The organism is Pseudomonas sp. UBA3153, from assembly GCF_002364635.1.
Taxonomy (GTDB): domain Bacteria; phylum Pseudomonadota; class Gammaproteobacteria; order Pseudomonadales; family Pseudomonadaceae; genus Pseudomonas_O; species Pseudomonas_O kuykendallii.
This window is the reverse complement of sequence record NZ_DEYR01000078.1, coordinates 1-17,733: the sequence shown is the minus strand read 5'-3', so window position 1 is coordinate 17,733 and position 17,733 is coordinate 1. Positions and strand designations below refer to the sequence as shown.

Annotated in this window: 17 protein-coding genes and 1 pseudogene; 8 read left to right on the top strand and 10 right to left on the bottom strand. The window is 68.4% G+C overall.

The window, feature by feature from the left end:
• From B2X67_RS17595 to B2X67_RS17585, 3 genes and pseudogenes are all read left to right on the top strand, one after another.
• A pseudogene (locus tag B2X67_RS17595) lies at positions 1–298 on the top strand (hypothetical protein); the annotation flags it as partial.
• Complete coding sequence (locus tag B2X67_RS17590) at positions 295–1,131, top strand: ABC transporter permease (protein ID WP_286786286.1); 837 nt, start codon at positions 295–297, stop codon at positions 1,129–1,131. The pseudogene B2X67_RS17595 and the gene B2X67_RS17590, both read left to right, overlap by 4 nt.
• 5 nt (positions 1,132–1,136) lie before the next feature.
• The gene (locus tag B2X67_RS17585; protein WP_282343992.1) at positions 1,137–1,979 is read left to right on the top strand and encodes an ABC transporter ATP-binding protein; all 843 of its coding nucleotides are present in this window, start codon (positions 1,137–1,139) and stop codon (positions 1,977–1,979) included.
• Between the two features lie 108 nt (positions 1,980–2,087).
• Here the strand turns inward: B2X67_RS17585 and B2X67_RS17580 are convergent, their stop codons facing one another.
• Together B2X67_RS17580 and B2X67_RS17575 are read right to left on the bottom strand one after the other, a co-directional pair.
• Positions 2,088–2,792: an endonuclease/exonuclease/phosphatase family protein gene (locus tag B2X67_RS17580; RefSeq protein WP_286786285.1), complete on the bottom strand. Its 705-nt coding sequence runs from the start codon at positions 2,790–2,792 to the stop codon at positions 2,088–2,090.
• 174 nt (positions 2,793–2,966) lie between these two features.
• On the bottom strand, positions 2,967–3,803 hold the full coding sequence (locus tag B2X67_RS17575; RefSeq protein ID WP_282343994.1) for a MurR/RpiR family transcriptional regulator: 837 nt from the start codon (positions 3,801–3,803) through the stop codon (positions 2,967–2,969).
• 199 nt (positions 3,804–4,002) lie between these two features.
• Between B2X67_RS17575 and B2X67_RS17570 the strand changes: the two genes are divergently transcribed.
• From B2X67_RS17570 to B2X67_RS17550, 5 genes are all read left to right on the top strand, one after another.
• The gene (locus B2X67_RS17570; RefSeq protein ID WP_286786284.1) at positions 4,003–5,061 is read left to right on the top strand and encodes a polyamine ABC transporter substrate-binding protein; all 1,059 of its coding nucleotides are present in this window, start codon (positions 4,003–4,005) and stop codon (positions 5,059–5,061) included.
• Between the two features lie 112 nt (positions 5,062–5,173).
• Entirely contained in the window at positions 5,174–6,289 is a 1,116-nt protein-coding gene (locus B2X67_RS17565) for an ABC transporter ATP-binding protein (RefSeq protein ID WP_286786283.1), read from the top strand.
• Complete coding sequence (locus tag B2X67_RS17560; RefSeq protein WP_286786282.1) at positions 6,289–7,188, top strand: ABC transporter permease; 900 nt, start codon at positions 6,289–6,291, stop codon at positions 7,186–7,188. Before B2X67_RS17565 ends, B2X67_RS17560 begins: the two co-directional genes overlap by 1 nt.
• Positions 7,185–8,048 (top strand): ABC transporter permease, encoded by an 864-nt coding sequence (locus tag B2X67_RS17555; protein WP_282344002.1) that lies wholly within the window; start codon positions 7,185–7,187, stop codon positions 8,046–8,048. The genes B2X67_RS17560 and B2X67_RS17555 overlap by 4 nt, the downstream gene beginning before the upstream one ends.
• Entirely contained in the window at positions 8,041–9,135 is a 1,095-nt protein-coding gene (locus tag B2X67_RS17550) for a P1 family peptidase (protein WP_286786281.1), read from the top strand. The genes B2X67_RS17555 and B2X67_RS17550 overlap by 8 nt, the downstream gene beginning before the upstream one ends.
• Here B2X67_RS17550 and B2X67_RS17545 read toward each other — a convergent pair.
• The 8 genes from B2X67_RS17545 to recD all read right to left on the bottom strand — a co-directional run.
• On the bottom strand, positions 9,122–10,459 hold the full coding sequence (locus B2X67_RS17545; RefSeq protein ID WP_090224417.1) for a hemolysin family protein: 1,338 nt from the start codon (positions 10,457–10,459) through the stop codon (positions 9,122–9,124). The genes B2X67_RS17550 and B2X67_RS17545 overlap by 14 nt on opposite strands.
• A gap of 135 nt (positions 10,460–10,594) precedes the next feature.
• Positions 10,595–11,926, bottom strand: coding sequence for a phosphate regulon sensor histidine kinase PhoR (phoR, locus tag B2X67_RS17540; RefSeq protein ID WP_286786280.1), 1,332 nt, complete (start codon positions 11,924–11,926; stop codon positions 10,595–10,597).
• Between the two features lie 86 nt (positions 11,927–12,012).
• The gene (gene phoB, locus B2X67_RS17535; RefSeq protein WP_090224421.1) at positions 12,013–12,702 is read right to left on the bottom strand and encodes a phosphate regulon transcriptional regulator PhoB; all 690 of its coding nucleotides are present in this window, start codon (positions 12,700–12,702) and stop codon (positions 12,013–12,015) included.
• 78 nt (positions 12,703–12,780) lie between these two features.
• Entirely contained in the window at positions 12,781–13,668 is an 888-nt protein-coding gene (gene ubiA, locus B2X67_RS17530; protein ID WP_282344013.1) for a 4-hydroxybenzoate octaprenyltransferase, read from the bottom strand.
• 70 nt (positions 13,669–13,738) lie between these two features.
• Positions 13,739–14,278, bottom strand: a complete 540-nt coding sequence (locus B2X67_RS17525) for a chorismate--pyruvate lyase family protein (RefSeq protein ID WP_286786287.1) — start codon at positions 14,276–14,278, stop codon at positions 13,739–13,741.
• Between the two features lie 58 nt (positions 14,279–14,336).
• Positions 14,337–14,861, bottom strand: coding sequence for a DUF962 domain-containing protein (locus B2X67_RS17520; RefSeq protein ID WP_282344877.1), 525 nt, complete (start codon positions 14,859–14,861; stop codon positions 14,337–14,339).
• A 127-nt stretch (positions 14,862–14,988) separates the two neighbouring features.
• Complete coding sequence (locus tag B2X67_RS17515; RefSeq protein WP_414704012.1) at positions 14,989–16,206, bottom strand: methyl-accepting chemotaxis protein; 1,218 nt, start codon at positions 16,204–16,206, stop codon at positions 14,989–14,991.
• A gap of 497 nt (positions 16,207–16,703) precedes the next feature.
• Positions 16,704–17,733, bottom strand: a 1,030-nt coding sequence (gene recD / locus B2X67_RS17510) for an exodeoxyribonuclease V subunit alpha (RefSeq protein WP_286786279.1), incomplete at its 5' end; no start/stop codon positions are given.

Below are 17,733 nucleotides of genomic sequence, written 5' to 3'. Positions count from 1 at the left end.
CACCGCCCTGCCCGCCGCGCCCTCGCTCGCCGCGCTGCTGGCGGGTGGCGCGGAGGCCGGCACGCTGTTCGACTTCGAGCTGTCGTTCGGTCGCCATTGCCAGGGCACGCAGCCCTGGCGCATCGCGTTATCGACGCTGCCCGAGCGAGCCGGCCAGGTGCTCCTGCCGAGCCGCATCGACCCCGACCAACCGCAACTGCTGGATGCCGACACCCTCGGCCACCTCGGCGCCACGCCGCCGCAGGGCGGCTGGCAGGCCTGCGCGAGCCCGTCTTCACCCAGGAGAACCGAACCATGACCGCCCATCGCCCCCTGCCCGAAACACGTCCGGCGGCGCCGCCGAAAGCCGCCCGCTGGTGGGTCATCCGTGGCGACCTGCCACGCAGCGCGATCTGGGGCCTGGCGCTCGCCGGGCTGCTGGCGCCGCTGCTGGCGTGGTGGGCCGCCACCACCTTCGGCGTGTCCAACCCGATGTTCCTGCCCGGCCCGGACGCCGTGATCAAGCGCCTCGGCCACTGGCTGACCGACGAGGGCCTGTTCGCCGACATCGCCATCAGCGTCTGGCGGGTGATGGGCGGTTTCTGCTCCTCGGCGCTGCTGGCCCTGCCGCTGGGCCTGTACATCGGTACCTACCGGCCGGTGCAGGCGTTCCTCGAGCCGCTCACCGACTTCATCCGCTACATGCCGGCGGTGGCCTTCATCCCGCTGGTGATGCTCTGGGTCGGCATCGACGAGGGCTCGAAGATCCTCATCATCTTCATCGGCACCTTCTTCCAGATGGTGCTGATGGTCGCCGAGGACGTGCGCCGGGTGCCGATGGCGCAGATCGAGGCGGCGCAGACCATGGGCGCCAGCCGCTACGAGGTGATCAAGCTGGTGATCCTGCCGTCGGCGCGCCCGGCGCTGCTCGACACCCTGCGCATCACCTGCGGCTGGGCCTGGACCTACCTGGTAGTGGCCGAACTGGTGGCCGCCAACTCCGGCCTCGGCTACGCCATCCTCAAGGCACAGCGCTACATGCAGACGGACAAGATCTTCGCCGGCATCCTGCTGATCGGCGTCATCGGCCTGCTCACCGACCAGGCGTTCCGCTGGCTCGGTCGCCTGGCCTTCCCCTGGTTGAAGAGGTAAGCGCGATGAACGACGCGAAAATCCGCATAAGCCATGTCGACAAGGTGTTCGCCAGTCGCGGCAAATCGGTGCAGGCGCTGCAGGACATCAACCTGGAGATCCGCCCGAACGAATTCATCACCTTCGTCGGCGCCTCCGGCTGTGGCAAGTCGACCCTGCTGCGCAGCATCGGCGGCCTGGAGCAGCACAGCGCCGGCGACATCCTGGTCGACGGCCGCGCGGTGGACGGCCCCGGCATCGACCGCGCCATGGTGTTCCAGCACTACAGCCTCTACCCCTGGCTGACGGTGATGAAGAACATCAAGTTCTGCCGCCAGTTGAAGGTCGTCTCCGACACAGTCAACAGCGACGCCGACGTCGAGGTGGCCAGCGGCCGCGCCGATGCGCTGCTCAACCTGATGGGACTCTCGGCGTTCGCCGATGCCTACCCGAACCAGCTCTCCGGCGGCATGCAGCAGCGCGTGGCGATCGCTCGCGCGCTGATGCCCAAGCCGCAGATCCTGCTGATGGACGAGCCGTTCGGCGCGCTGGACGCGCAGACCCGCGAGGTGATGCACGACCTGATCCGCCACGTGCACCGGCTGGAGAAGAGCACCATCCTGTTCGTCACCCACGACGTCGAGGAAGCCATCTACCTGGGCGGGCGCATCGTGTTGATGGCGCCGCGGCCCGGGCGCATCGACAGCGTCTACGAGGTGCCGCTGCCCGCCGAACGCCACCAGGACATGAAGCTCTCCGCGGAATTTCTCGCCCTCAAGCGCGAAATCCTCAATCGCATCCGCGAAACCTCCGGCATGAGCACCGACCTCGAACTGCTCGAACAGCTGAGCCGCAGCGCGCCGGCCTGAACGGCGTGGGCGCGGGGTGGACGGCGGGCGCGTGGGTGGTGGGCTGAAGCCCACCCGACGGGATCAGGCCGACGGAACGTGGGCGGTGGACTGAAGCCCCCTACTGGATCAGGTCCGGCTCAGCCGGCAACTCAGGGCGCAATGGTCGGAGACGCCGGTGCTCAGGACGACGTCCTCGAGCCGGTAGCCCGGCGTGTGGAACAGCCCGTCGACCATGAACGGGATGTCCCCGGCGCGGTGCAGCGAGCCGTCGATGCTGGTGGTGTGGTGCGGCGGGATGCCGTCGATGAAATGCTCGGCGATCAGGTCGAAGGTGGCGCGGCCGCGCGGGGCGTTGAAGTCGCCCGCCAGCAACAGGTCGCCGGCCCGCCGCGCCTGGGCTTCGGCAAGGCCGATCAGCTTGCCGGCGCTTTCGCGTTGGTACGGCGTGGAAGTGCCGAACGGCGTGACGTTGAGGTGGGTGACGGCGATGCGGAAGCCGCCGACGCTGGCGCTGAGCATGACTTCGGCGATGCTCAGCGGGTCGGCGCCGCGCTTGCCGTCCGTGCTGAGGAAGGTCATCTCGCGGATGCTCCCGGCGCTGCCGGAGTAGTACTCGGCGCACACGTCCGTCAACGCCGTATCGCGGGCGATCAGCCCGACGCCGACCACGTTGTCCGACCCCTCCCCCGGATAGCGCGCCATCGCCGCGAAGCTCATGGGGCTGCCCATCAGTGCCTCGAAGAACGGAATGTCGCGCTCGCACAGCTCCTGCAGGCAGAGCACGTCCGGACGTTCGCGCCGGAGAAAGGCCTCGACACGCGGCAGGTGCATGGAACGTTCGATGTTGACGGAGACGAGCTTGAGCGACATGGGATCGGCGGGCAGTGGAATGAGGCGCGGGGTGCGCACGGCCGGCGACGGGACCGTGCAACGAGGATGCCGGAGTGTACCAGACGCCCGCGCCAGACCGCCCGCGTCCGCCGCCAGGCGCCACCGGGCGCGGCCTCAGGAGCGGTACAGCTTGAGGCTCTGCACACGCTCCCGGTAGGCCGCCATGCGCTCCTTCAGTTCGTCCTTGCGCTGCGCTGCCACGCAATGCAGCAGCACGTTGAGGGCGCTGGTCAGGCCGCCGGTGGACTCGAGGATCAGCCCGGTCTTGGTCTTCATGGTGATGATCCAGGGCGTGTCGATGTGCCGGGCGATGCCGTACTCGTCGGTGAAGACCACCAGGTCGGTGTCGTTCTTCAGGCAGGTGTTGGCGAAGGCGATGCCGGCGTCGGCGTAGGGCGCGATGTCGATGAGGATCACGCAGCAGCGCTTGTCGCGGCTGTCCAGCCAGTGGCCGAGCACGCCGCTGTAGAGGTCGAGGTATTCCACCCCGGAGCGCACCAGCGAAAGGCGGTTGGCGAAATCCTCGGCGAGCCCGCGGATGGTCTGGAAGCCGCAGACGAACACCCGCTCGGCTTCGCTGACGCGGGCGACGACGTCATGCCAGTGCTGGTTGCCGAGCTGGCTGGCGAAGGCGGTGAGCGCTTCGATTTCCTCGTTGAGGTGCGCCAGCAGGTCGTCCGGCTGGCGTTCGACACGCTCTAGCAGGGTGCTGTTGAGCAGCGACTGCACGCGCACTTCGTCGCGCAGTTCTTCCTTCAGGCTCTTCAGCCCCTTGTAGCCCAGGCGCCGCAGGAAGCGGCTGACGGTGTTCGGGCTGACGCCGCTCTTCTGCGCCAGGGTGGTGCCGTTCTCGAACGAAAGGCTCTCCAGGTTGGCCTGGATGTACGCCCACAGCGAGCGCTCGGCCGGGGTCAGCTTGCCGCTCAGTTGTTCCATCTTGCTGTCCAGCATGGGCGAAGCTCCGCTGCTCTGGAATTTTTATGTCAGAGTATTGATGACTGGAAGAAATCTACTATATGCTCGACCCGTCCGGCAAAACATAACGACTAGAAACACGCGTTCTTCCTTTCGGCCCTTCGGCCATGCAATTCCTGCCCCAACCAAAGGCTCGCTTCATGCGGGCGGATAATCAGAAACGGAGTACAGGAACATGCCCGCACCCTATCACCGCAACGCCCTGCGCCACCTCGCGCGAGGCGCACTGGCCGTTTCGGCCCTGCTCGCCAGCGCCGTCGGCCAGGCAGCCGAGGAGCTGCACCTGTACAACTGGGGCGACTACATCAACCCGCAGGTGCTCAGCCGCTTCACCGAGCAGACCGGCATCAAGGTGTCCCTCGACACCTACGGCAGCAACGAGGAAATGCTCGCCAAGCTGCAGGCAGGCGCCAGCGGCTACGACATCATCTTCCCCTCGGTGCACATGCAGGACAGCATGGCCGCCCTCGGCCTGCTGGAAAAGACCTCCATCGACCAGAGCCCGGCGTTCGCCAACATCGACCCGAGCTTCCTGCGCGCCAAGTCCGACCCCAAGGGCGAGTACTGCATGCCCTACGCCTGGGGCACCGTGGGGATCTTCTACAACAAGACCAAGGTCAGCAAACCGATCGAGTCCTGGGCCGACTTCTTCGCCGAAGCCAAGGCCGGGAAGAAGGTCATCATGCTCGACGACATGCGCGAGACCCTGGGGGTCGGCCTGATCGTCAACGGCAAATCGGTGGACAGCACCGACCTTGCGGACATCAAGCAGGCCGAATCCTGGCTGCTGGAGCGCAAGCCGCTGGTCTCCGCCTTCACCTACGAGAGCGTGCCCATGGTGCAGTCCGGCGACGTCGCCGCGGCGCACTACTTCGTCGGCGCGATGATGTACGTGAAGCAGGACCCCGAGCACTTGGCCTACGTGATTCCCAAGGAGGGCGCGACGCTCTACCAGGAAGACATGTGCGTCCTCAAAAGCGCGCCGAACAAGGCCAACGCCAAGCGCTTCATGGAGTTCTTCCTGCAACCGGAGATCGCCGCGCTGAACACCGAGCAGCAGATGAACGGCACGCCGAACAAGGAAGCGCTGAAGCTGCTGCCGGCCGAGTTGCGCGACAACCCGGAGGTCAATCCGGGGCCGGAGGTGATGGCCAAGCTGCAGATCTTCCACGACCTCGGCAAGGACCTGAAGAAGTACGACCGCGCCTGGACGCGCGTGCGCACGGCGAACTGACCCGCCGCCAGGCCCCGTCCGCGTTGGCGTCACCCGCCAGCCGGCTCACTCCCAGAGGGTTCGCGACCGCCGCTCGCGCCGGTCGCGACCTTGCGCTTTCCCGGAGTCGTTCATGTCACATGCCAACAACCCGGTGGTCGAAATCAGGGCCGCCGTGAAGCACTACCGCACCCCCGAAGGCCACGCCGTCCGCGCCCTGGACGGCGTCGACCTGAGCGTCGGCGCCAACGAATTCGTCACCCTGCTCGGCCCCTCGGGCTGCGGCAAGACCACCCTGCTGCGCACCATCAGCGGCTTCGAGAGCCTCGACAGCGGCGAACTGCTGATCCAGGGTGTCGCGATGAACCAGGTGCCGCCTAACCGGCGCCCGGTGCACACCGTGTTCCAGAGCTACGCGCTGTTCCCGCACCTGTCGATCGGCGACAACGTCGGCTACGCCCTCGACGTGCGGGGCGTGGCCAGGGCCGAACGCCGTCAGCGCGTCGGCGCGGCGCTGGAATTGGTCGGCATGGGCGGGCTGGAGAAGCGCAAGCCGGGGCAACTGTCCGGCGGCCAGCAGCAGCGCGTCGCCCTGGCCCGCGCCATCGTCGACCGCCCCGCCCTGCTGCTGCTCGACGAACCGCTTTCCGCCCTCGACCGCCAGCTGCGTCAGGCCATGCAGCGCGAGCTGAAGAACCTGCAGCACGAGCTGGGCATCGCCTTCGTCTTCGTCACCCATGACCAGGAAGAAGCGCTGACCATGTCCGACCGCATCGTCGTGCTCAACGGCGGCCACGTGCAGCAGGTCGGCGCGCCGCAGGACATCTACGACCGCCCGGCGAACGCCTTCGTCGCCGGCTTCATCGGCGAGAGCAACCTGCTGCGCGCACGGGTCGAATCCTGCGCGGACGGCGTCGCCACGCTGGTCGGCGAGCAGGGCGATCCGCTGCGCCTGCCGAGCGCCGGTCTGCAGGTCGGCCAGCCGCTGCACATCCTGCTGCGCCCCGAGCAATTCCACCTCGACTGCCCCGGCGACCCGGCCGCGCACGGCGCGCTGGACGGCGTGGTCGAGCAGACCGTGTTCATCGGCAAGGATTTCGAAGTGAGCCTGCGCAGCGCCACCGGCAGCCGCATCAAGGCGGTGGTGCGCGACGCCTCGCGCCAGGCCCTGCAACGCCTGCATCCGGGCGCCGGCCTGCGCCTGTGGTACGCGCTGGACGCCGCGCACCTGATCGCCGGGGAGGCCTGATGCTCACCGCCGAGAACCGCGCGCGCTGTCGCCTGGCCGGGCTGCTCAGCCCGGCGACCCTGATCATCGGCCTGTTCTTCGTCGTTCCGCTGGCGATCATGGCACTCTACAGCCTGCTCGAGCCGGGCCTGTACGGCGGCGTGGAATGGACCTTCTACCCGGACAACTTCGGCCGCATCCTCGGCTGGGCCGACGGCAGCAACGAGGAATTCGACGTCGTCTACCTGCAGATCCTCCTGCGCTCGTTCAAGCTGGCCGCGATCACCGTGCTGCTGACCCTGCTGGTCTGCTACCCGGCGGCGTTCTGGGTCAGCCGCCAGCCGGAGCGGCTGCGCAACTTCTGCCTGTTCCTGATCACCCTGCCGTTCTTCACCAGCCTGATCGTGCGCCTCTACGCCTGGGTGCTGATCCTGCGCCCCACCGGCTTCCTCAACGCCAGCCTGCAGGGCCTGGGGCTGATCGACGCGCCGCTCGACCTGATCTACACCGAGGGCGCGGTGTTGCTGGGGATGACCTACATCTTCGTGCCGTTCATGTTCCTGCCGATCTACGCCAGCGTGGAGAAGCTCGACCGGCGCCTGCTGGAAGCCTCTGCCGACCTCGGCGCCGGGCGCTGGCAGAGCTTCTGGCGGGTGATCTTCCCGCTGACCCTGCCGGGCATCGCGGCCGGCTCGATCATCGTGTTCATTCCCAGCCTGGGCAATTTCATCGTGCCGTCGCTGCTCGGCGGCGCGCGCGTGCTGATGATCGGCAACCTGGTGGAGCAGCAGTTCCTCGCCGCGCGCAACTGGCCGTTCGGTGCCGCCCTGGCGATGCTGATCATGGCGGCGGTGCTGCTGTTCCTGCTGCTCTACGTGCGCTCGCAGGGGCGCGCCGCGCTGAAGGAGGCCGCCCGATGAACAGACTGCTCGGACTCATCGGCCGCCGCCTGCTGGGGGGCTACAGCCTGGCGTTCTTCGTCTTCCTCTACCTGCCGATCGGCCTGATCGTGGCCTACTCGTTCAACGGCAACCCGCTGAACATGATGATCTGGAGCGGCGCCAGCCTGGACTGGTACCGCTCGCTGTTCGGCCTGTCCAATTCGCTGAGCGAGAACACGCTTTACGTCGAATCCACCGGACAACTGCTGGCGGCGCTGCGCACCAGCCTCGCAGTGGCGCTGGTCACCACGCTGATCTCGACCCTGGTCGGCACGCTCACCGCGCTGGCCCTGGCGCGCTACCGCTTCCGCCTGCAGGGCTTCTACCGGGTGCTGCTGTTCCTGCCGATGCTGATGCCGGACATCGTTCTCGGCATCGCCCTGCTGATCTTCTTCGTCGGCGCCGGCGTACCGCTGGGCAAGGGCTCGATCATCATCGGCCACTGCACCTTCCTGATCAGCTACGTGTTCCTCATCGTCAGCGCGCGTCTGGCCGGCATGGACACGCGCCTGGAAGAGGCCTCGGCCGATCTCGGCGCCTCGGCCTGGATCACCTTCCGCCGCATCACCCTGCCGCAGATCCTCCCCGGCGTGCTCGGTGGCGCGTTGCTGGCGTTCATCATCTCGATGGACGACCTGGTGATCACCTACTTCATCTCGGGTGTCGATTCGACCACCCTGCCGGTGTTCATCTACGGAATGATCCGCCGCGGCATCAAGCCGGAAATCAACGCCATCGCCACCCTGCTGCTGCTCGCTTCGCTGCTGATCGCCTCCCTCGGGCTGTACCTGCGCAACCGCAAGCCCGCCACTTCCTCGGATGACCACGCCCATGGCTAAACCCCGCGCCCGCGAACTCGGCCTGGCCGTTCCCGGCACCACCGGCCCGCACAACGCGATCACCGACGTGCCCGGCGTGCTGGTCGGCTACCGCACCCTCGACTACCTCGCCGACAACGGAAAGCGGGTGAAGACCGGCGTCACCGCCATCCTTCCCCGCGGTTATGCGCGCGAGCCGCAGCCGGTGTGGGCCGGCTTCCACGCGCTGAACGGCAACGGCGAGATGACCGGCACCCACTGGATCGAGCACGGCGGCTATTTCGTCGGCCCGCTGTGCATCACCAACTCCCATAGCGTCGGCATCGTCCACCACGCCGCGACCCGCTGGACCCTGCGCCAGTACGCCGAGGCCTGGGACGCCAACCACCTGTGGGCGATGCCGGTGGTGGCCGAGACCTACGATGGCGTGATCAACGACATCAACGGCCAGCACGTCAGCGAGGCCGACGCCCTCGCCGCGCTGGACGACGCGCAGGACGGGCCCATCGCCGAAGGCAACGTCGGCGGCGGCAACGGGATGATCTGCTACGGCTTCAAGGGCGGCACCGGCAGCGCCTCGCGCCTGATCGAGATCGACGGCCAGCGCTACACCCTGGGCGCCCTGGTGCAGGCCAATCACGGCCAGCGCGCCTGGCTCAAGGTGCTCGGCGTGCCGGTCGGCGAACGCTGGGGCGAGGAAGCACCGGTCGGCCTGGAGCGCGAGCGCGGCTCGATCATCGTGGTGCTGGCCACCGATGCGCCGCTGCTGCCGCACCAGCTCAAGCGCCTGGCACAGCGCGCAGGGCTGGGCATCGCCCTGGGCGGTACGCCGGGCGGCAACAATTCGGGGGATATCTTCATCGCCTTCAGCGTGGCCAACCCGCGCCCGCTGCCGCAGCTGGCGCCGACCCGGCTGAACCTGGACTACCTCAACGACGAGTGCTTCGACGCGCTCTACCTGGCGGCCGTGCAGGCCACCGAGGAAGCCGTGCTCAACGCCATGCTGGCCGCCGAGGATGCACCGATGCAGAAGCCCGAGGGCGTCTGCCGGGCGCTCGACGGCGAACGCCTGCGGCAGGTGCTGGAGGGTGCCGTCAGTCCAGCTTGACGACCTTGGCGAGGACGATCTTCGGACCCTTCATCTTCTTCACGATGATCCGCAGATGGTCGGTTTCCAGCACGTCCTCTTCTTCCGGCACCCGTTTCAGGGTGTCGTAGATCAGCCCGGCGAGGGTTTCCGCCTCGACGTGGTCGAGGTCCACGCCGAGCAGGCGCTCGACCTTGAACAGCGGCGTGTCGCCCCGCACCAGCAGCTTGCCCGGCTGGTAGGCGAGGATGCCGCGCTCGGCCTTGCGGTGTTCGTCCTGGATATCGCCCACCAGCACTTCGAGCACGTCCTCCATGGTCAGGAAGCCGACCACCTTGTGGTCCGCCTCCTCGACCAGGGCGAAATGCGAGCCGCCCTGGCGGAACTGCTCGAGCAGCGCGGAAAGCGGCATGTGCCGGGAAATCCGGTCGATAGGGTGGATCAGGTCGTCGAGCTTGAGCGCCGAGGGCAGCATTTCCAGCAGCGACAACTCCAGCAGCAGGTCCTTGATGTGCAGCACGCCGACGAAGGTCTCGGCGGCCTCGTCGTACACCGGGTAGCGGCTGTACTTGTGCCGGCGGAACACCTCGAAGACTTCCTCCAGCGGCGCGTGGCGCTCCAGGTAGACCAGGTCCTCGCGGGAATTGGCCCAGTCCACCACCTCCAGTTCGCCCAGCTCCACCGCCGAGGCCAGCACGCGCATGTCCTGGTCGCTGGGGTCGTGGGCGCGGCTGGAGTGCAGGATCAGCTTGAGTTCGTCGCGGCTGTAGGCGTGCTCGTGGTGCGGCCCCGGCTCGCCCTGCCCGGCGATGCGCAGGATGCCGTTGGCGCTGGCGTTGAGCAGGTAGATGGCCGGGTACATCAGCCAGTAGAACAGATACAGCGGCACCGCCGTCCACAGCGACAGCAGCTCGGGCTGGCGGATCGCCCATGATTTCGGAGCCAGCTCGCCGACCACGATGTGCAGGTAGGAAATGATGAAGAAGGCACTGAAGAAGGCGATGCCGTGGACCAGCGCCGGCGAGTCGATATCGAAGTACTGCAGCAGCGGCGTCAGCAGGTGGGCGAAGGCCGGCTCGCCGACCCAGCCGAGGCCGAGGGAGGCCAGGGTGATGCCCAGCTGGCAGGCCGACAGGTAGGCGTCCAGCTGGTTGTGCACGGTGCGCAGGATCTGCCCGCGCCAGCCGCTCGTCTTGGCGATGGCTTCGACCCGGGTGGCGCGCAGCTTGACCATGGCGAACTCGGCGGCGACGAAGAAGCCGTTGAGCAGCACGAGGAACAGGGCGAACAGCACGAGGCCGAAGTCGGCGAAATAGGTGTAGAGGGAGCTAGGGGAAGGGTCCATGGGGGGTTCGTAGGGCTGATGATGGGCTCAAGGTTGAGGGTTGGATTCGGGCTTTGCAACAGTTTCGGCGGTGAGTGGCCGAGTGGCCGCCCCGGCGCCACGGGCCTGGCCGCCAACGGCGCGCGCGGACGCGGCTCAGTCGTCCGCGGCGGACAACGCCTCGGCGGAAAGCGGAACGACCTGGGCCGGCGCGAAGTGGCAGGTGAAGACGCTGCCCTTGCCCGGCACGCTGGCGATTTCCAGCTTGCCGCGATGGCGCAGCAGCACGTGCTTGACGATGGCCAGGCCGAGGCCGGTGCCGCCGGTGCTCAGCGCGCGGCTGGAGTCGACGCGGTAGAAGCGCTCGGTGAGCCGCGGCAGGTGCTTGGCCTCGATGCCGACGCCGCTGTCGGCCACCTCCAGGTGTGCGCCCTGGGCGTCGCTCCACCAGCGGATGCGCACGTCGCCGCCGGCCGGGGTGTATTTCACCGCGTTGAACACCAGGTTGGAGAAGGCGCTGCGCAGCTCGGCCTCGCTGCCCTTGAGGCGCAGGCCCACTTCCATGTCCAGCTGCACGCGGTGGCCACGCTCGCCGGACAGCGCCAGGGCATCGGCACGGATCGACTGCAGCATCGGCTCCACCACCACCGGCTGGTTGTCCGAGGGGTAATCGGTGGCCTCCAGGCGCGCCAGCAGCAGCAGGTCGTTGAGCAGGTTCTGCATGCGCCCGGCCTGCTCCTGCATCTGCTGCATGGCGCGGCGCCAGCGCGGGCTGGTGCCGGGGTCGTTGTCGAGCAGGGTTTCCAGGTAGCCGGCAATCACCGTCAGCGGCGTGCGCAACTCGTGGGAGACGTTGGCGACGAAGTCCTTGCGCATCTGCTCCAGCTGATGGACGCGGGTCACGTCGCGCACCAGCATCAGGCGTTCGCCGTTGCCGTATCGGGTGATGAGGAACTGCAGGCGCAGCTCCTCGTTGATCGGCGAGGGAATCTCCAGCGGATCGGCATGCTGCTCCTGCACGAAATATTCCTTGAAGCGCGGATGACGCACCAGGTTGCCCACCGGCTGACCTTCGTCCTGACGACCCTTGAGCCCGAGCAGTGTCTCCGCCGCGGGGTTCCACCATTCAAGGTTGCCACCGCTGTCGAGCATGATCACCGCGTCGCGCAGCGCACCGGTGGATTCCTGGGCGCGGTCGATCACCGCCTGCAGGCGCTCGCGGGCCTGACGGTTGCGCCGTTGCAGGTGGTAGATGCGGTCGAACAGCTCTTCCCACAGCCCTCGCGCCTCCGGCACCTCGGCCTGCGCGTCGGCGCTTTCCAGCCAGCGCCGCAGACGCAGCAGGTCGCGCAGCAGCCAGCCGAGATAGAGCGCCAGACAGAGGGCGAAACTCCAGCCGTAGGCATCGCTGATGAAGCCGAGCAACAGCCCGCCGCCGATCAGCGCGAGCAGGTGGCGGAGCAGAATGCGGCGCCAATCGGTGTTCAAGGCGGGTCAGGTCCTGTGCGGGAGGAAACGGCGATCGGTCATGCGCAGTCTACCGGTTCGCAACGGCCGGCTGGTCGCGCCCGCCGTCAGCTCTTGGTGGAGAAGCGGTAGCCGGTGCCGCGTACCGTCTGCACCAGGTTCTCGTGCACCTCGCCAAGCGCCTTGCGCAGGCGGCGGATGTGTACGTCCACGGTGCGCTCCTCGACGTACACGTTGCCGCCCCAGACCTGGTCGAGCAACTGGCCGCGGCTATAGGCGCGCTCCTGGTGGGTCATGAAGAACTGCAGCAGGCGGTACTCGGTGGGGCCCATCTCGGCCGGCTTGCCATCGATGGTGACGCGGTGGCTGACCGGATCGAGCAGCAGGCTGCCGACCTCGATCGGCGCCTCGTTGTCCACCGGGCCGGCGCGGCGCAGCACGGCCTTGAGCCGGGCGACCAGCTCGCGCGGCGAGAACGGCTTGGTGATGTAGTCGTCGGCGCCGACTTCCAGGCCCTGGATCTTGTTATCCTCTTCGCCCTTCGCGGTGAGCATGATGATCGGCACTTCGGCGGTCATCTCGTCGCGCTTGAGGCGCCGCGCCAGCTCGATGCCGGTGGTGCCGGGCAGCATCCAGTCGAGCAGGATCAGGTCCGGCTGCCGGTCGACGATCAGCGCATGCGCCTGCTGGGTGTTTTCCGCCTCGAGGCATTCGTAGCCGGCCATCTCCAGCGCCACCGCGATCATCTCGCGGATCGGCGCCTCGTCGTCCACGATGAGGATTGTTCTACCTGCCATGTCCATTCCTGCCCAAACCATCTATGCGTCGCATTAGATAACGGAAATGTTGCAACGATGTGACAGGCGCGCGTCCGCCTAGAAGGCGTAATCCAGCACGATGCCGAGGAAGATCGCCAGCCCGGCCCAGTGGTTGTGCAGGAAGGCCTTGAAGCACACCAGCGGCTCGCGCCGGCGGGTGGCCCAGAACTCCCAGGCGAAACACGCCGCGGCCACGCCCAGGCCGAGATGGAACCAGCCGCCCAGCTCGAAGCGCCCGCCAGCCAGCAGCAGGCACAGCAGCGCCAGCAGTTGCAGCGTCAGGATGATCGCGCGGTCGGCGTCGCCGAACAGGATGGCGGTGGATTTCACCCCGATCTTCAGGTCGTCCTCGCGGTCGGCCATGGCGTAGTAGGTGTCGTAGGCCACCGTCCACAAGAGGTTGGCGATGTACAGCAACCAGGCCGCCGCCGGCAGGCTGCCGGTTTCGGCGGTGAACGCCATCGGCATGCCCCAGGAGAACGCCGCGCCGAGCACCACCTGCGGGTAGAAGGTGTAGCGCTTCATGAACGGGTAGCTGGCCGCCAGCACCACGCCGCCGACCGAAAGCCAGAGGGTGGTGACGTTGGTGAACAGCACCAGCACGAAGCTCGCCGCCAGCAGCACGGCGAACAGCACCAGTGCCTCCTTCGGAAGAATCGCCCCGCTGGCCAGGGGACGGGCGCGGGTGCGGGCGACGTGGCCGTCGAAATCGCGGTCGGCGTAGTCGTTGATCACGCAGCCGGCGGCGCGCATCAGCAGCACCCCCGCCACGAAGATGAACAGGTTCTTCGCGCTCGGCACGCCCTTGGCCGCCACCCACAACGCCCACAGGGTCGGCCACAGCAGCAGGTAGATGCCGATCGGCTTGTCCAGGCGCATCAGCTGGATGAAGTCCCAGGTGCGCGGGTGCAGGCGGTTCAGTGAGTGCAGCAGGCGGGTGTACATCGAGGGCGGCTCCGATCCGGTCGCGCGGAGTATACCGGCTCGCCGCCGGCGTCGAAGCGCGGAGCGCGGATCACGCCACGGCGGCGTGCCATAGCGCCGGCAGGAACACCTCGGCGACCAGCACGCCCAGCGCGCCACGGCGGAAGCACGAGCGCCGCGCCCAGAGCCCGACCGCGGCCTGGTCGCCCGGCAACCATTCGGCCGGATAGACGCAGGCCTGCAACTCGCCCCGCGCGAAGGCCTGGTCGCTGAACAGCAGTTCGCCCAGCGAGCGGCTCCCCAGCGCCTCCAACGCCAGCCCGGAGCCCTCCAGCGCCGCGCGTGCGGCGACGCTGCGGGCGAATACCCAGGGCTGGCCGTGGCCGCGCAGCAGCACTTCGCGCACCCAGCCCTGGCTGCCCGCGGCGACACCGAGCGCCGCGCATTCCTCGTCGCGCAGCGGCTGCCAGCCTTCGGCGAGCGGCCTGACGTCGAACGCGCCGCTCGCCAGGGCGGTGAGGCGACGGGTCAGCGAACCCTGGTCGAACAACCAGTCGCGCACGGCGGCATCGGCGGCGGGTGGCAGCTCGGCAGCGCCGAGCCAGCGGGGGGAAGGAGCGGAAGAAGGGATCGACACGGCAACCTGGGCGAGATTCAAAGCGCGAAGTCTACCCGAACTGGCGGTCCGCTCAGGCGGTGGCGTCGCGCCGGCGGACATGCGTCGGCCCGGCGCGCTCTTCGATCTGCCGCTCGACGTCCTTGCGCAGGCCGAGCAGGAAGGCCAGCTCGGCGACCACGAACAGCGGGCCGACCGCCAGACCCATGAGGTCATCGACGAACGCCGGCTTGCGCCCCTCGTAGTAATGGCCGACGAACTGAATCACCCAGCCAACGAAGAACAGCCCTAGCCCGGCGCCCAGCCACAGCGCGGTGCCCTGCATCGCCAGCGCCGCGCCGGCGGCCAGGCTGAGCAGCAGCAATACGCCCATGGTCAGCCCGAAGCGCAGGTCCAGGCGCAGGTAGAACAGCCCCGTCACCAGCGCCAGCAGCGCCGCCGGAGACAGCCACAAACCGCCCAGCAGCAGACCCGGCCGCGACAACAGCACGGCCACGGCGACCACGATCAGGGGGATACCGACGAAATGGGTGAGGATGTTGCGCTTGTCGCGGTGGTAGTCGGCGTATTGGGCCAGGTGATCGACGAGGGTTTTCATTGTTGTTGTCCTCAGGATTGAGCGTCGATGATGCGCAAGCCCCAGGCAGACGGCAAGCGGACCTGCCGGCCCGGTCACGGTCTCGCGCCGCGCAGGCCGAACGCCCGCACACGCGGCGACCGGGTTCTCAAGGCTCGGGGCGATAGCCCAGGCGCAGCCCGCCCCAGTGCCGGCCCAGCACGCGGATCGGCACCGAGAGGTCGTGCATCAGCTCGCCGGTATCGCGCATGTAGGTCTGCAGCAGCAGGCGCTGCTGGTGGCTGCCGCAGCGGCGTCCGGTTCGGTCGTCGAAGATCCGCTTGCTGCGGCTGCGCAGCATGTCCTGCGCCGGGTCGCCGGTGGGCGCATGGCTGAAGGCGCGGTTGTGCGTCGGCACGTAGCCCTCCGGGGTGCTGGCGATGGCGAACACCAGGCCATCGTGACGCGCCAGCAACGGCTCCTGGATGGCCGGCAGCACGTCGTCGCTGTAGCTGTCGAAACGGGTGCGGTAGCGCGCCGGGTTGCTGCCGGCGACCAGCCGGTAGTTGCGGTCGAAGAGGTCGTCGACGCTCAGCTTGCCGGCGGCGATATCCGCCTCGAACCGCGCCGCGATGGCCGCCGCGCCTTCCTGCGCGAGGTCGAAGATGCGCTGGTGATAATCGTCCAGGCGCACCTCGGCGAGTTGCTCGCTGACCGCCTCGGCCTGGCCCACCAGTTGAGTCGCCGCCTCGCCGAGCTGGCGCGTCTGCGCATCGCTGGCGTGGGCGTCGGCGCGCAACTGCGCCAGCGCCTCGAACAGTTCCACCAAGCGCTGCTGGTTGTCCTGGGTGCCGGCGGCGATCTGCGCCACCTGCGCCTCGACGTCGCCGGCCAGCCCGGCGATGCCGGACAGCTGACGGCCGGTCTGCTCGACCTGCCCGGCCGCTTCGTCCAGCTCGCTGGCCTGCTGCTGGATATGGTTGACCACCGCTTCGCTCTGCTGACGGATGTCGGCGACCATCTGGCCGACTTCTCCGGTGGCCTCGGCGGTGCGTGCGGCGAGGTTGCGCACCTCGTCGGCGACCACCGCGAAACCGCGCCCGGCCTCGCCGGCGCGCGCCGCCTCGATGGCCGCGTTGAGCGCCAGCAGGTTGGTCTGGCTGGCGATGGACTGGATCACCGCGGTGACCTGGCCGATCTGCTCGGTACGTGCGCCGAGCCCGGCGATCAGCTCGCGGCTGGCGGCGGTCTGCGCGCTGAGCTGCTGCATCCGGCTGATCGCCTGCTGCAGCTCATGCTGCCCGCTGTCGGCGCTCTGGCGCACGGCCTGCGCGGCTTCCAGCGTATGCCCGGTACGCTGCGCGCTGTCCTCGCCGGTGGCCGTCATCGCCTCGGCGCTGGCGGCCAGCTGGTCCACCGCGGCCATTTGCGATTGCAGCTTGCCGGCCAGTTGCTGCACGCCGAACGAGACCTGGGCGGCATACAGCGCGTTGTGGCTGGTGTGCCGCGACAGGCTCTGGCTGAGCGCGCTGAAGTCGGTCGCCGGCTGTGGCGCGGCGCTCCCTTCCGCCGGACGTTGCCAGGGGCCCAGCCACGGCCACAGCGCCAGCAGCAGCGCCGCCGGAATGCTCAGCCACAGCGGCAACGCCCAGGATTGGTAGACGACGACAAGCAGGATCAGCCCGGTCGCGTGCAGCAGGCAGGCGACGGGGTGGCAACGGTAGCTGGATGACATGCGGCGTTCTCGTTGTTATTGACCGGTCATGCCTGCATTTAGGCAGTTCTCGCGCGGCCACGCCATCGCCGAATGGTCGTAACGACGCTGAACTTTGTTATCGGCCGCCGCGCCGCGTAGTTGAGCGGCGCCGCTTGCCACCGGTCTTCTCAGAAGAGGTCCAGTTGGCCCTGGTCGGGCGTTGCCGGCGCAGTCTCCATGGGCACGTCCTCCCGCGCCAGCCGCCGGGCCAGGCCGGCCGCGCGTTCGGCGCGGGTTTCCACCGCGTCGAGCAGGCGCGCCGGCAGGCCCCAGATGTCCACGCGGTGCTTGGCGCGGGTGATGCCGGTGTAGAACAGCGCGCGGGTCAGCAACGGGCTGGGCAGTTCGGGCAGTGCCAGCAGCACCTCGCCGAACTCCGAGCCCTGGCTCTTGTGCACGGTCATGGCGAACGCGCTGTCGTGGCTGGGCAGGCGCGCCGGGGCGAAAGCGCGATAGCCGTCCTCTCCCTCGAAATGGACGCGCAGGCCGAATTCACCGTGCAGGCACAAGCCGATGTCGCCATTGAACAGGCCGAGGGCGTAGTCGTTCTGCCGCACCATCACCGCGCGGCCGGGATACCAGCGTTCGCGCTCGGGCAGGCTCAGGCGGCGCTTGATGCGCGCTTCCAGCGCCTCGTTGATGCCCGTCACGCCCCACGGCCCCTCGCGCTGCGCGGTGAGCGCGCGGAAGGCGTTGAACGCGGCGAAAGCCTGCGCTGGGTCGCCGCCACGCGCCGCCTGCAGGTAGGGGCGATACGCCTGGTCGAGGCGCTCCAGCAGTGCCGCCGGGGACGGCTGGTCCTGCCAGTGCAGATCGGCGCGGTTTTCCCGCAGCAGGCTCAGGGTGCCCGTCGCATCGCCGCCGTTGATCCGCCGCGCCAGCTCGCCGATGCCGCTGTCGCCGGCGAAACGGTGGCTATGGGTGAGCAGCACCACGGCGTCGCCGAGTTTCGAGCGCGGCGCCTCGACCGCCACGGCCTGGCCGGTGATGCGCTGCAGGTCGGCCACCGCCTGGGCGTCGAAGCCGCGCCCTTCGCAGAGTTCGGCGAACACCGCGCCGGCCTCCACCGCGGCCAGCTGGTCCTTGTCGCCGAGCAGGATCAGCCGCGCGTGCGGCGGCAGCGCGTCGACCAGCTTGGCCATCAGCGCCAGGTCGACC

What these genes read in the sequence shown, in the direction of transcription:
- B2X67_RS17585 (WP_282343992.1), top strand. Translation starts at nt 1,137, where the DNA reads ATGAACGACGCGAAAATCCGCATAAGCCATGTCGACAAGGTGTTCGCC.
- B2X67_RS17590 (WP_286786286.1), top strand. Translation starts at nt 295, where the DNA reads ATGACCGCCCATCGCCCCCTGCCCGAAACACGTCCGGCGGCGCCGCCG.
- B2X67_RS17545 (WP_090224417.1), bottom strand. Translation starts at nt 10,459, where the DNA reads ATGGACCCTTCCCCTAGCTCCCTCTACACCTATTTCGCCGACTTCGGC.
- B2X67_RS17575 (WP_282343994.1), bottom strand. Translation starts at nt 3,803, where the DNA reads ATGCTGGACAGCAAGATGGAACAACTGAGCGGCAAGCTGACCCCGGCC.
- B2X67_RS17555 (WP_282344002.1), top strand. Translation starts at nt 7,185, where the DNA reads ATGAACAGACTGCTCGGACTCATCGGCCGCCGCCTGCTGGGGGGCTAC.
- phoB (WP_090224421.1), bottom strand. Translation starts at nt 12,702, where the DNA reads ATGGCAGGTAGAACAATCCTCATCGTGGACGACGAGGCGCCGATCCGC.
- B2X67_RS17550 (WP_286786281.1), top strand. Translation starts at nt 8,041, where the DNA reads ATGGCTAAACCCCGCGCCCGCGAACTCGGCCTGGCCGTTCCCGGCACC.
- B2X67_RS17520 (WP_282344877.1), bottom strand. Translation starts at nt 14,861, where the DNA reads ATGAAAACCCTCGTCGATCACCTGGCCCAATACGCCGACTACCACCGC.
- B2X67_RS17580 (WP_286786285.1), bottom strand. Translation starts at nt 2,792, where the DNA reads ATGCACCTGCCGCGTGTCGAGGCCTTTCTCCGGCGCGAACGTCCGGAC.
- B2X67_RS17515 (WP_414704012.1), bottom strand. Translation starts at nt 16,206, where the DNA reads ATGACGGCCACCGGCGAGGACAGCGCGCAGCGTACCGGGCATACGCTG.
- B2X67_RS17565 (WP_286786283.1), top strand. Translation starts at nt 5,174, where the DNA reads ATGTCACATGCCAACAACCCGGTGGTCGAAATCAGGGCCGCCGTGAAG.
- ubiA (WP_282344013.1), bottom strand. Translation starts at nt 13,668, where the DNA reads ATGTACACCCGCCTGCTGCACTCACTGAACCGCCTGCACCCGCGCACC.
- B2X67_RS17570 (WP_286786284.1), top strand. Translation starts at nt 4,003, where the DNA reads ATGCCCGCACCCTATCACCGCAACGCCCTGCGCCACCTCGCGCGAGGC.
- B2X67_RS17560 (WP_286786282.1), top strand. Translation starts at nt 6,289, where the DNA reads ATGCTCACCGCCGAGAACCGCGCGCGCTGTCGCCTGGCCGGGCTGCTC.